11 protein-coding genes are annotated in these 13,301 nt (G+C 51.1%); all 11 read left to right on the top strand.

The genetic code is table 11. The annotated features are described in order from the left end of the window. Window positions 1–5: 5 nt before the first annotated feature. Window positions 6–254, top strand: coding sequence for a KH domain-containing protein (locus AWM72_RS01740; RefSeq protein ID WP_067972240.1), 249 nt, complete (start codon window positions 6–8; stop codon window positions 252–254). 888 nt (window positions 255–1,142) lie between these two features. After that, window positions 1,143–1,667, top strand: a complete 525-nt coding sequence (gene rimM, locus AWM72_RS01735) for a ribosome maturation factor RimM (protein WP_067972237.1) — start codon at window positions 1,143–1,145, stop codon at window positions 1,665–1,667. Then, window positions 1,667–2,413 carry a tRNA (guanosine(37)-N1)-methyltransferase TrmD gene (trmD, locus tag AWM72_RS01730; protein ID WP_067972233.1) on the top strand — a complete coding sequence of 249 codons (747 nt, stop codon included), beginning with the start codon at window positions 1,667–1,669 and terminating at the stop codon, window positions 2,411–2,413. The genes rimM and trmD overlap by 1 nt, the downstream gene beginning before the upstream one ends. Before the next feature lie 136 nt (window positions 2,414–2,549). Further along, window positions 2,550–3,893 (top strand): NAD(P)/FAD-dependent oxidoreductase, encoded by a 1,344-nt coding sequence (locus tag AWM72_RS01725; protein ID WP_067972230.1) that lies wholly within the window; start codon window positions 2,550–2,552, stop codon window positions 3,891–3,893. Further along, window positions 3,883–5,307, top strand: coding sequence for an AcpB/EbpR/MafR family transcriptional regulator (locus AWM72_RS09340; RefSeq protein WP_067972229.1), 1,425 nt, complete (start codon window positions 3,883–3,885; stop codon window positions 5,305–5,307). Before AWM72_RS01725 ends, AWM72_RS09340 begins: the two co-directional genes overlap by 11 nt. Before the next feature lie 1,268 nt (window positions 5,308–6,575). Then, the gene (gene glpK / locus AWM72_RS01710; RefSeq protein ID WP_067972224.1) at window positions 6,576–8,096 is read left to right on the top strand and encodes a glycerol kinase GlpK; all 1,521 of its coding nucleotides are present in this window, start codon (window positions 6,576–6,578) and stop codon (window positions 8,094–8,096) included. A gap of 13 nt (window positions 8,097–8,109) precedes the next feature. After that, window positions 8,110–9,948 carry a type 1 glycerol-3-phosphate oxidase gene (glpO, locus tag AWM72_RS01705; protein ID WP_067972222.1) on the top strand — a complete coding sequence of 613 codons (1,839 nt, stop codon included), beginning with the start codon at window positions 8,110–8,112 and terminating at the stop codon, window positions 9,946–9,948. Window positions 9,949–9,960: 12 nt separating this feature from the next. Continuing rightward, window positions 9,961–10,671, top strand: a complete 711-nt coding sequence (locus AWM72_RS01700) for an MIP/aquaporin family protein (protein ID WP_067972219.1) — start codon at window positions 9,961–9,963, stop codon at window positions 10,669–10,671. A 736-nt stretch (window positions 10,672–11,407) separates the two neighbouring features. Continuing rightward, window positions 11,408–11,554, top strand: coding sequence for a glycine zipper family protein (locus AWM72_RS09270; protein ID WP_230080845.1), 147 nt, complete (start codon window positions 11,408–11,410; stop codon window positions 11,552–11,554). A 262-nt stretch (window positions 11,555–11,816) separates the two neighbouring features. Continuing rightward, window positions 11,817–11,975 carry a hypothetical protein gene (locus AWM72_RS09430; RefSeq protein WP_168140240.1) on the top strand — a complete coding sequence of 53 codons (159 nt, stop codon included), beginning with the start codon at window positions 11,817–11,819 and terminating at the stop codon, window positions 11,973–11,975. 31 nt (window positions 11,976–12,006) lie between these two features. Further along, window positions 12,007–12,258, top strand: a complete 252-nt coding sequence (locus tag AWM72_RS01690; RefSeq protein ID WP_067972213.1) for a hypothetical protein — start codon at window positions 12,007–12,009, stop codon at window positions 12,256–12,258. The last annotated feature ends 1,043 nt before the right edge of the window (window positions 12,259–13,301 follow it).

Below are 13,301 nucleotides of genomic sequence, written 5' to 3'. Positions count from 1 at the left end.
CCAGCATGCCAGATATTGAAAATTTACTGCTAACGATTGTTACACCGTTAGTAAAATATCCAGAAGATATCCACCTGGAAATTGTCGATGGTGACGAATACTTAGAATACCACCTGCAATTAAACCCAGAGGATGTGGGGCGTGTGATCGGTAAAGGTGGCCGTGTAGCAAATGCCATTCGCACCATTCTCTATAGCGTCCGCGTCGAAAACCACCGCCGCGTCCGCTTACTCATTGATCGGGATGGAGATTAGAAGGGGGTGAAGGCTGGCGCTTAGACTCGGATGATTGGAGCAAGTCGGAAAAAGAGCGAAGCAATTGCTCGTTTCCGACTTGTGAAATCACTCCGAGTCTGCCAGCCTGAACCCGACTAGAAAAGGGTGTGAAGACTGGCGGGAGAAATAGACCTCTGGAGCAAAGATCCAGAGAAGACTGGAAGTCTTCGGCGGATCTTTGTGAAGAGGAGCTATTTCTGCCAGCCTGAACCCAACTAGAAAAGGGTGTGAGGGAGCGCGGGTAGAAGTGGACCTCTGGAGCAAAAAGCTTGAGAAGGCTGCAAGCCTTTGAAAGATTTTTTTGTGAAGAGGAGCCACTTCTGCGCGACCGAACCCAACTAGGGTGTGAGCAAGAGCATCCAGCTTTGGAGTGTACTTGCAAATCTGACTAACACGTCACAAATATGCTAGAATGAGCTAGGGCGACACTGCCCTAGCTTTTTTAAATAAGAGCATCGAGCTTTTTGCTGAATCATGCTGAGAGCATCCGTTACGCTTTTGAATTTGATCGTTAAACGTTCAAAGGATCAACACGGCTGAAGTCGTCTTGTACTTTATCCGTAAGTCGCTAGCGCTCCAACGGCTAAAGCATAGCACTGGGTCGAGCCAAGGTCTCTCGCCTAGCGAGCTTCAAAGGGCTAGTAAGGCTAAAGCCAACTATCCCTAATTCACATCGCTTGCTTATTCATGGCTAACGATCAAATCAAAGCTCCACTCCTGCTCAACATAGATGATATAGTAAATCTTTTTTGCTAGCATTAACTAATAAATTGTAATCATCTATACTAAACCCTATTCACTATCTATTTATTACTAAGACAAATATTGTTTCTTTACAATCAAAACCAGTAAAGGGAGGTCATGCAGATGACAGAGACTTATTATCAGGTGGGGAAACTGGTTAATACCCACGGCATTCGCGGCGATGTCCGCGTGATTTCGTCCACCGATTTTCCAGACCAGCGCTACCAAGTGGGGAGCCGGTTGACCCTCTTCGACAAGGGCAAAGCGGTGACGGAGGTGGAAGTGGACAAGCACTACGTTCACAAGAACTTCCACATCCTCCACTTCAAGGGTTACCCGTCCATTAACGATGTGGAGCCGTTTAAGGGCATGGTGCTCATGGTAGCCAGCGAGGACCGCGAGGACGACCTGGAAGAGGGGGCCTTCTACTATGAAGACATCATCGGCCTGGAAGTTCGCACGACAGAGGGCGAGCGCTTGGGCCGGGTCCGGGAGATTACGGCGCTAGGTCCCAATGATGTCTGGCATGTCCAACGTTTTGCCAAGGGGGCGGATATCCTCCTCCCTTATATCGAAGATGTGGTCAAGGAGGTCAACCTGGACGAGGGCTATGTCCTGATTGACCCCATGGAAGGATTGATCGATTAATGCAGATTGATGTTTTAAGTTTATTCCCCGAAATGTTTGCGCCCCTGACCCAGTCCATCATCGGCAAGGCCCAGGAAAAAGGTCTGGTCTCGATTCGGATCACCGACTTCCGCCAATACGCCGAAAACAAGCACGGTCATGTGGACGACTATCCCTTCGGCGGCGGGGCTGGCATGCTGCTCCAGGTGGGGCCCATCTACCGGGCGCTCGAAGCGATTAAAGCGAGCCATCCCGACACCGACAAGCGGGTCATTCTCCTCGATCCAGCAGGCAAAACTTTCGACCAAGCCCAAGCCGAATCCTTAGCCCAGGCGGACCACTTGATCTTTATCTGTGGCCACTATGAGGGCTATGACGAGCGGATCCGCCACTATGTCACGGATGAAATTTCCCTGGGCGACTTTGTCCTAACCGGGGGCGAACTAGGGGCCATGGCAGTGATTGACGCTACCGTCCGCCTCCTGGATGATGCAGTCGGCAATGCCGAATCCGTGGTCGAAGACTCCTTCTCCACCGGCCTCTTGGAGCACCCCCAATACACCCGGCCGCGCGAATTCAATGGCATGGCCGTCCCCGACATCCTCCTCAGCGGCGACCACGCCAAGATCGCTGAGTGGAAGCAAAAAGAATCCTTGCGCCGGACCCTGGAACGCCGACCAGACCTCCTCGAAGACTATGACCTCTCCGACCAAGAAAAAATCTGGTTGGCTGATATCCAAGCCGACCAGGAAGAAAATGACGAATAAAGTGCTATGAAACCGGGTAAAATCGCCCGGTTTTTCTTCGCTCTCGAAATTTATAAAATAGCCAGTGACACTTTTGCATTTCCCAGCTCGTCTCTCTATAATAGGAAGAAAGTAGAAATCAAGAGGAGGGAAGACCATGCGAATTGTGATTATCGGTGGCTCTTTTGCGGGAGTGGCGGCGGCTTTGGCTTGCCGGGAGGAATATCCCGAAGCGGAGGTCAAGCTTTTTGAAGCTGGGGAGGAATTGGCTTTTAGCCCGAACAGCTTGAGGGAGGTTTTGACGGGGCGCTTGGCGGACTTGAGTCAGGGAGCGACCGCCAGCCTTGACCAGCTTCAGGAACAGAGGATTGACTGCCACTTGCAAGCACCGGTCCAGGCGATCCAGGTCGAGGACCGGACCATAACTTACCAGGAGGCTGGCAAAGCCTCTCACCAGGCTTACGACTACCTGATCCTCGCCATGGGCAGCCAGGTCTATCCTAAAGACCTGAGCTTGGACCAGGCCCAGCGCCTAATCCGTACCAAGGACTGTGCGACCAGTCGGCAGAGTCAGGCAATCATCAGTCAGGCGGACCATATCCTAGTGGTTGGGGGCGGTCCTATCGGCATAGAAGCTGCTAGTCTCTACTGCCAGCTGGGCAAGCAAGTGACCCTCATCGAGGCGGGACCTTATCTCGCCTACAAGCTCTTTGACCCTGGGCTAGGCAAGCGGCTCCAAGACCAGCTCATCCAGCTGGGTGTCCAGGTCCACTGCCAGTCGACCTACCAATCTTTTGAAACGGACGCGAGCGGAGTTAAGGTCAAGACCCAGGGGGAGACCTACCGAGCTGATGCCGTCCACTTTGCTATTAACTTGGCGCCGCGAACGGACCTGGTCCAGGACCAGCTGACCCTCAATCCGGACGGGACCATCTGGGTGGACGCCTACCTCCAAACGTCGGCGCCCGGGATTTTTGCCTGCGGTGACTTGGTCCGCCTGCCATTTGGTCCTGACCAGAGCCAGACCTACCTGCCCCTAGTTGGCCATGCCAAGCAGACCGGCCGCCTAGCTGCCTTGAACCTCAATGCTCCCCGCTATCCGCTTCCGACTTCCCAGCGGATTGAGGCAGTAACCCTGGATCATAAGATTTATTTTACGGGCGGGATTAGCCAGGCCGAGGCGGACTACCAGGACCTGGCCTATTGCCTGACCCGCTATGAGGGGGATGGACTGGCTATCCAGATCATCAGTGCGGAAAGTTCAGGCAAGATTTTGGGCTTCCAAGCCTGCCTGCCGAACCGAGCGACTAGTCAAGCCGTCCTGTCCTTGATGGCAACGGCCCTCCAAGCGGGGCTGACCGATCAGTTTCTGAGCCTTCAAGCCAATCTCTATCAAGGGCGCCAGGCCTTGTTTGACCCAGACTACTTCCAGGCCATCCACCAGCACTGGCGGACCCGGCGTCGAATTTTAGATGGAGGGGAGGGCGACCATGCAGATTAGCCAATTAATGGAACGCAGCCAGGCAGCAACCTACCAAGTCGTCCACCAGCTCATCCACCAAGCTGGCCCCCTGGCGACCAAGACGCTCAAAGACCAGGTCGACCTCTCCCAAGCCACCCTGGACAAGTACCTGCGCGCAATCCAGGAAGCCGGTCAAGTAGGGGACATAGCTTGGCGCTTGGACTGGCAGGGTGACCAGGTCAATCTCTGGCTAGACCACCAGCTCTCCCTAGAAGACATCCTGGCCTATTTTCTCCAGGACAGCATCAAGTACCAGATCCTGGACTACTTATTTGACAAAGGGGAGTTCGCCATCAACCAATTGGCCGACCATCTCCTGGTCTCCGAGGCCACCCTCAACCGCCACCTGGCCCAGCTCAACCAAGACCTCCAGGAATTTGACCTGCAGATCAGAAACGGCCGGCTCAAGGGCCCCCACCAACAAATCCTCTATTTTTACTACCAGCTCTACGCCATCAGCCTGCCGCCAGCGACCAAGGAGGCACTGATTAAGCATTATGATTTAAAAGCCTACCTGCCTTATTTTGAGAAGATTAACAAGGGACCCTTCACGCCGCGCGGGGAAGACCGGCTGGCCCTCTGGCTCTATGTGACCCAGCGCCTGGCTCGCTTAAAGGAACGCGATTATGAAAGCCTCTACCGAATCAGTGCCGACCTCCAGGATCGTCCCTTCTACCAACGGGCCCGCCAACACCTCCTCCGCTACCAGGCGCGCCTGGCCCGGGACTTCCAGGAGGGCGACCTGGTCAGCCAGGTCCTCTTCCTGACCTCCCACTACCTGCTCTCGCCCAGCGTCAATGAACAATTCCTGGGCTACGGCGGACCCATCATGGCAGCCACCAGCCAGACCGTCCGCCTGCTCAACCAGCACCAAAGCCTGGACAAGCGAGAAAAGGCCCGGATCGTCTATGAGGCCGGCCAGTCCTACTCCGCCCTCAGCTACTTCCAAGGTTTCCTCCTCCAAGCGCCCCTCCCAAGCTCGGCTACATCTTACGACCAAGCTGCTCGCGAGCTCTTAGCCCAAGTCGTGCCCAAAACCCTGCCTATCTCCCTCACGGACCGGGGCGACCTCCTGACCTGGGTTCAGTGGAAGTGGGGCCAGACTTTGGAGACGCTCGACCTGAGGGAAGAAGCCGTCTACCAAGTCGCCGTCCGCCTGGATCCCTTAACCAACCTGGACCAGAAGACCATGCTGGAATTACGCCAGCACCTAGAAATCCACCGCCGCCTCAGCCTGGACAGCTACCAGGAAGGCATGCCCTACGACTTCCTCATCAGCGACTACCGCCAAGCTGATGACAATCCCCAAAGCAGCTATTACCTCGACCAGCCCCTAACCCCCTACGACCTCAAATCCCTCAAACAGCTCCTCCAGCAAAAAGTTACTCCTTAAGTCAATAGTTTAGCCAAAGAAAAGCAGAAAGCAAAAGGATGATAGCCATACTATAGGCGTCATCCTTTTACTTTATAATTTTACTAGACAAGCACAGCTCAGAAATTCATCTTTTTAATTGATTATTAGATAATAAAATTTTTTGCAATTTACTTGTGAGCAGGAGTGGAGCTTGAAAGGGATCGTTAGCCGTGAAAAAGCAAGCATTATGAATTACGGCTAGTTGGCGGTAGCCTTACTAGCCGTTTGAAGAATGCTAGGCGAGAGACCTTGGCTCGAGCCGGTGCCACGGCTCTTTAATGATCACTTTCAAGGCGGAACGCATGCTCACCAGACAATTTTTAAAAATAAAAAGGATGACGCCCAAACTTGGACCTCATCCTTTTGGCTTATTCTTAGCATCAAGCTTCTTTTGTAATTCGTGGCAGCGTTTAATCGTCAAGTAATTAGAAATAATTAAGACAAGAATCGTTATCATCTGTAGGGTATCTTTCAAGAGGGATCACTCCTTTGCTAGTCATGTTTCTTGTAAGGAAACAACCAAACAAGTAAGATAATAAATAATAGAGTAATCATAATTTTTAAGACTAGGGGGAGGGAACTTGTGACATCTCGAATCGCCTGGCCCCAGTTCGGGTTAATAAACAATCGAATAAAATGATCGATTGTAAAAATACTGACAATGACCCAAAATGAAATCTCTTTATATTTTTCCATAAACAAATCATCCCTCAAAGCAATTATTCTCTGGGCTTAGCTACATCCCCAATCTAACAAAAATGAAAAAAAGATCACAAGAATAATACTCTCAACTCATTAGATAAAGCCTATGCGAAATCTGTCAAGATCAGCTCCTCTAGTTAAAGTCCATCGCCGAAATCTCATTTTTTTAATTCATTTGCTAATATTAAAGACTGATATAGTTTAATTTTGCTATTTACTTGTGAGCAGGAGTGGAGCGTTGAAGTTGGGCCTTAGCCATGAAAAAGCAAGTAAAGCGAATTACGGAGCGTAGGCTTTAGCCGTACGGTCCGTTTGAGATTTGCTAGGTGAGAGACCAAGGCTCGAGCCGGTGCCATGGCTTTTCAAGGCCCAAATTCAACAGCGGAACGCATGCTCACCAGCAGGATTAATAAAGCTACCCCCAGGAACTATCAGCTTTTTTCAAAATCCTAAAAAAGTTAAGACCATCTATGTAAGCGCTACCGGTATAATATAGACAGAACTTAGAAATCAGACCAAAACCATTCGGAAAACAGGAGGCTAAGATGGAAAAATACATTATGGCAATTGACCAAGGAACCACTTCCACACGGGCCATCATCTACAACCACCAGGGTGAGAACGTGGGCTCCTATCAAAAAGAATTTGACCAGATCTTCCCCCACGGTGGCTGGGTGGAGCACAACGCTAACCACATCTGGAATTCTGTCCAATCGGTGATTGCAGGGGCCTTTATCGAATCTGGGCTTAAGCCCGAGCAGATTGAAGGAATCGGCATCACCAACCAGCGGGAAACCACCGTTATCTGGGACAAGGAAACCGGTACGCCAATCTATAACGCCATTGTCTGGCAGTCCCGGCAGACGGCAGCTATCGCCAACCAGCTCAAGGAGGCTGGCCACACGGAAATGATCCGCCAGAAGACGGGGCTTGTGATCGACGCCTACTTCTCAGCCACCAAGATTCGCTGGATCTTGGACCATGTGGACGGGGCCCAGGAACGCGCCGAAAAAGGGGAACTCCTCTTCGGGACCATTGATTCTTGGATTGTCTGGAAGCTGACCGATGGCAAGTGCCATGTGACGGACTACTCCAACGCTGCCCGGACCATGCTCTTTAACCTGAAAGAACTGGACTGGGACCAAGAGATCCTGGACCTGCTTAATATTCCGCGCTGCATGCTGCCGGAAGTTAAGTCCAATTCAGAGGTCTACGGCCACACCATTCCCTTCCACTTCTACGGGGCTGAGGTTCCAATTGCTGGGATGGCGGGGGACCAACAGGCAGCCCTCTTCGGCCAGCTGGCTTTTGAACCGGGCATGGTCAAGAATACTTACGGGACCGGGGCCTTCATTATTATGAATACCGGCTCGGACTTCCAGCTCTCGGACAATCGTTTGATTACGACCATTGCTTATGGGATTGATGGCGAGATCCACTATGCCTTGGAGGGGTCCATCTTCGTGGCAGGCTCGGCCATCCAGTGGCTGCGGGACGGCATGCGATTGATCCAGTCCTCGCCCGAATCTGAAGACCTGGCCCGGGCTTCTAAGTCCGAGGACGAGGTTTATGTGGTGCCCGCCTTTACTGGCCTGGGCGCCCCTTACTGGAATTCGGATGCCCGGGGTGCCGTCTTTGGCCTCAGCCGGGGGACCAGTCGCGAAGACTTTGTCAAGGCGACCCTCCAATCTCTGGCCTACCAGACCCGGGACATCATCGACACCATGGAGAAGGACACGGGCATGCCCATCAATGTCCTCAAGGTAGACGGTGGGGCTGCTATGAACAACTACCTCATGCAGTTCCAAGCGGATATCCTAGGCATTGAAATCGCCCGGGCCCAAAACCTGGAAACCACTGCCCTGGGTGCCGCCTTCCTAGCTGGCCTAGCAGTGGGCTACTGGGACGACCTGGAAGAATTGAAGACCCTCAATGCGGTCGACCAAGCCTTCAATCCGTCCATGAACAATGCCCGCAAGGAACAACTCTACAAGGGCTGGACCCGGGCCGTGAAAGCCACCCAGGTCTTCGCCGATACAAGTGACCAAGCACAAGAGAATCTTTAGAGGAGGATAAACCATGAAATTTTCATACCAAAGCCGTCAACAAGCCATCCAAAAGATGCAGGACCGGGAACTCGACCTGCTCGTGATCGGTGGGGGGATTACCGGGGCCGGCGTGGCCTTACAAGCCGCTGCTTCGGGACTTGAAACCGGTCTGATTGAGATGCAGGACTTCGCGGAAGGGACCTCCAGCCGGTCGACCAAGCTCGTCCATGGGGGGATCCGCTATCTCAAACACTTCGACGTGGAAGTCGTTTCCGATACTGTTAAGGAACGGGCGGTCGTCCAACAGATTGCCCCTCATATTCCTAAGCCTGACCCTATGATTTTGCCGGTCTATGATGAAGAGGGCGCCACCTTTAACCTCTTCCGGCTCAAAGTCGCCATGGACCTCTACGACCTCCTGGCAGGCATCCAGACCTCGCCTTATGCCAACAAGGTCCTCTCCAAGGAAGAAGTCCTGGCTGAAGAACCGGCCCTCAAGCAAGAAGGCTTACTGGGTGGGGGCCGCTACCTCGACTTCAACAATAGCGACATCCGCCTGGTTATCGAAAACATCAAACGCGCCCAAGACGATGGAGCCCTAGTAGCCAGCCGGGTCCAAGCAGTCGGCTATACTTATAATGAAGCCGGCGAAATTACAGGGGTTCGCGCCTTGGACCGTTTGACCGACCAAGAATTTGAAATCAAGGCGCGGGTGGTCATCAATACCACGGGGCCTTGGTCCGATAAGACCCGGAACTTGGACCGGTCTGACCAAGAAGCTATCCATCAAATGCGACCTACCAAGGGCGTTCACTTGGTCATCGATTCCGCCAAACTCAAAGTCAACCACCCTGTCTACTTCGACAGCGGCCACAATGACGGCCGGATGATCTTTGTCATCCCAAGAGAGAATAAGACCTACTTCGGGACCACCGATACCGACTACCGGGGCGACCTCAAGCACCCCCAAGTGACCCAAGAAGACGTGGACTATCTCCTGGCGGCTGTCAACGGACGTTTCCCTGATGCGGATATTAGCTTAGACGACGTGGAGTCTTCCTGGGCAGGGCTCCGGCCACTCCTCGCCGGCAACTCCTCTTCCGACTACAACGGGGGCGACAGCGGCAAGTTGACCGACGACAGCTTCGACCGCTTGATCCAGTCAGTTCAAGCCTATCTCAAGGAGGAAGAGACCCGCGAACAAGTTGAAGGCGTCGTGGCTAACTTAGAAGGCAGCCTGTCCGAACAACAATTGAAACCATCCGAAGTCTCCCGGGGCTCTGACCTCTCGATCGATGATAACGGCTTAATCACCCTGGCTGGCGGCAAGATCACCGACTACCGCAAGATGGCCGCCGGTGCCCTCGAGAAGATTATTGCCATCTTAGCGGAAAAATTCGACCGTCACTTCCGAGCTATCAACTCACGGACCTATCCTGTCTCAGGCGGGGAAATCAACCCCGACAATATCGAGCGCGAATTCGAAGCCTATGCCCAAATTGGGGTGAGCCGGGGCTTGACCAATGAAGAAGCCTATGAAATTGCCTCCCTCTATGGGTCCAACGCTCCTCAAGTCTTCCAACTCGTCGATCAAATCGACAAGGATGACCGCCTGACCCTCAAGGAAAATGTCATGCTGGCCTATGCCATGGCCTATGAAATGACCCTGACCCCAGTGGACTACTTCCTGCGCCGGACTAACTACCTACTCTTCAAGCGGGATGAAGTGGACCATATGATCGCACCGGTCTTGGATATCATGGCAAGCGCCTATGACTGGACCGCTGAGGAAAAACAAGCCCAGCTCGACCAGCTCAAAGCCACTATCGAAGAAAACGACCTGCAAGCCCTCAAGGACCAGGCCGGATAAGGAGGGACCACCATGCCGACAGATGTACTCGGAGAATTTCTTGGAACGGCCTTCCTGGTCCTCCTCGGGGACGGGGTCGTGGCCAATGTCAGCCTGGACCGGACCAAGGGCAAGGACGCTGGCTGGCTGACCATCACCCTGGGCTGGGGCCTGGCTGTCGCTATCGCTGCCTACGCTACTGGCCACATGGGACCGGCTCATCTCAACCCAGCCGTCAGCTTGGCCTTCGCCCTCAGAGGGGCCATCAGCTGGGGGACCTTCCTGGCCTATGTCCTGGCCCAAGTCTTGGGAGCTGTCCTAGGAGCCGCCTGTGTCTGGCTCCTCTACCGGCCCCACTACGCCCGGACCGAAGACCCAGATACTATCCTGGGGACCTTCGCCACGGCGCCAGCTATCGACTCGCCGCTGGATAATGTGATCGCGGAAGTTATTGGCACCTTCATCCTGGCCTACGGGATTCTAGCCTTCGCCAATACCGAAATGGCGCCAGGCCTCAGTACCGCAGTGGTCAGCGCCCTGATCGTCAGCATCGGGGTCTCCCTGGGCGGCCCCACCGGCTACGCCATCAACCCAGCCCGGGACTTTGGCCCTCGCTTGGCCCACAGCTTCCTGCCTATTCCTCATAAGGGGTCTAGCCAGTGGTCTTATGCCTGGGTGCCCATTCTTGGCCCCATGTTAGGGGGATTTTTGGCAGCGGGATTGGATGTTTTGATTAATGCATAAAGTGGATGGAAGAGTCGGCCTGGGGGCTGGCTCTTTTAATTTGGAATGGTTTGGGATGGTGCTGGTGAGCATGCGCTCCGTCTTGAAAGTGATCGTTAAAATTCAGAGGATCAACACGGCTGAAGCCGTCTTGTATTTTATCCGTAAGTCGCTAACGCTCCAACGGCTAAAGCATAGCACCGGTGCGAGCCAAGGTCCCTCATCTAGCGAGCTTCAAAGGGCTAGTACGGCTAGTGCCTACTATCCCTAATTTACATCGCTTGCTTATTCATGGCTAACGATCACTTTCAAACTCCGCTTCTGCTCACGAGTGAATTGATGCCAAATTAAAAGATGTGTGTAATATGAGTAATTGACAAATAGGATTGTGCTGGTGAGTATGCGTTGCGCTGTTGAATTTGGTCTTTGAAGAGCCATGGCATCGGTTCGGGCCAAGGTCCCTCGCCTAGCAAATCTCAAACGGACCGTACGGCTAAAGCCTACGCTCCGTAATTCGCTTTACTTGCTTTTCATGGCTAAGGACCAACTTCAACGCTCCACTCCTGCTCACGAGTGAATGGCTGCCAAATTAAAAAAGTGTGTATTTAATAGGGCTTGGATAAGTGAAGAGGTGCTGGTGAGGATCTGCTTTGCTTTCTTATCTGCTGCTTATTACATTTGATGAGCAGTTTGAGAAGTTTTAAAGTGAATTTGTAAGATGGATTTATGATTCTTTTGAAGTCAAGGAGGAGTGGTAATGAAGGATAACTTGGAATTGTGGATTGGTTTAGGATTAATTTTTGGAGTAGTTTTCGGTGTATTAACAGGTAGACTCGGGATTGGAATAGGTTTTGGTTTAATCATCGGAGCTTCTGTAGGTGTTGCTTTTGAAGGGGATGAATAGCCTGACCCCTAGCATTATCTTATGCATGATGCGATTAGATTCTATGGGATATAAAGGTCGGCCTTGAGCTGACTCTTTTTATTAATTCAAAACAGCAAATATAATAGCCTTTGCTTATATATATATATATATAATTTCTGCATATATAATAAAAAATAAAACCAATATTGATTGACAAGGGAAGCTAAAGCCTTTACAGTAGTTTTAGAAGCTAAGAAAATTTAATCTTTCAAGTGTGGTTATCGATTGGGGGAGGAAAGGTATGAAAGATAATTTTGGATTCTGGCTTGGTTTAGCGATGATAGTTGGCGTGTTCCTGGAGTGGACGATTGATAGTGTGCCCCTTGGTATTGGATTGAGTCTTGCAGTCGGTACGGGAATCGGTATGGGCTTCAAGGATGATGGTAAGAAGGAAGATTAAGTGAGTGATGATTAGATAGAGGAGGCCTGTAATGAATGACCAGTTAAGAAAGCGCCAGTTGAGTGCCAAGTATGGCTTTTATGCCTATTTCCTTATTTTTGCGATCACAATTATTGTGGATGGGGTGGCCGGGAAGTTCCAGTATGTGCTCGACACGTCGGCCAGTCATATTCTTGTTTTTGTTCTGCAGAAGTTCTTGGCTTATAATGTAATTGCCATCCTTCCGGCAGTGATTATAGCCTTAACTTTTTACTTTTTTATCTTGAGAGATTGTGAAGATTAATCCTTAGCGACAATGATTTTCGAAGTTTGAAGCATCATTTAATTTAAGGAGGAACTATGAAGAATTTTATACTCGATGTCATAACCCTTGCCCTAGCTTTTATTATCCAAAGTGTGCTAGGAAATTGGATAAATTTAGACAATCTGTTGATTGATTTTCTTTCTTTTGTGATCATCTTTTTCATCATTCATGGCTTAATATTCAAGGCCTACGATTAAAGAGATAGCCCTTATAAACTCGTCAAGCATGTCGAAATCTAATGACTGTAAAATAAAAACAGGCCTCCCAACACATACCGTTAGGAGGCCTGACTGCTTATGATAGGCTAGAAGGGGGCCATGACGTTAAAGAGTGTGCTCAATAGAATACCGACGACTAAGCCGCCCACAAAAATTAAGATATTGCGAATGGTCTTGTTGTCCTTCATCACTTGCCAGCTCCTCTCTAAAAAACTCACTGCCTCTTGCACCTCCATTCTAACAAGAAAACATAAGTGCTTTCAATCGATAAGAGTCAAAAACAGCACTTATTGACTAGGAAATAAAAAATACAGTTTTTCCTACTCCTCTTAAATTCAATGATCAAAGTCAAAAGCACTATAGCTATCCCTAGCTATTATTTAAAAAGAAAGCTTTCCTTTTGTAATGTGTAATTAGAAATAAAAAATCTATATCAGTTACTTTTGAGCAGGAGTGGAGAGTTGAAGTTGGCCCTTAGCCGTGACCAAGCAAGCATCAGGGTGCGAGTAAGAGCGTTCAGCTTTGGATGCTTGGAGTAAGTTGGAATAAGGGCAAGCCCGCTTGCACGTTTCCAACTTGCGAAAGCACTCCAAAGCTGCTCTTGCAAACCCGACTAGATGTGAATTACGGCTAGTCGGCGTCAGCCGTTACTAGGCGTTTGAAGCTTGCTAGGTGAGGGACTTTGGCCCGAACCGGTGCCACGGCTCTTCAAGGGCCAAATTCAAAAGCGCAAGGCATGCTCACCAGCACAATTCATTGAATCAGCAAACAAAGCCCCCAAAAGCTGACCACTACCAGGCTTTT

This window comes from Aerococcus sanguinicola (assembly GCF_001543145.1).
In the GTDB taxonomy this organism is placed as follows: Bacteria; Bacillota; Bacilli; order Lactobacillales; family Aerococcaceae; genus Aerococcus; species Aerococcus sanguinicola.
Note: the sequence above shows the minus strand (reverse complement) of the source record. Positions and strands in the feature narration are given on the sequence as shown.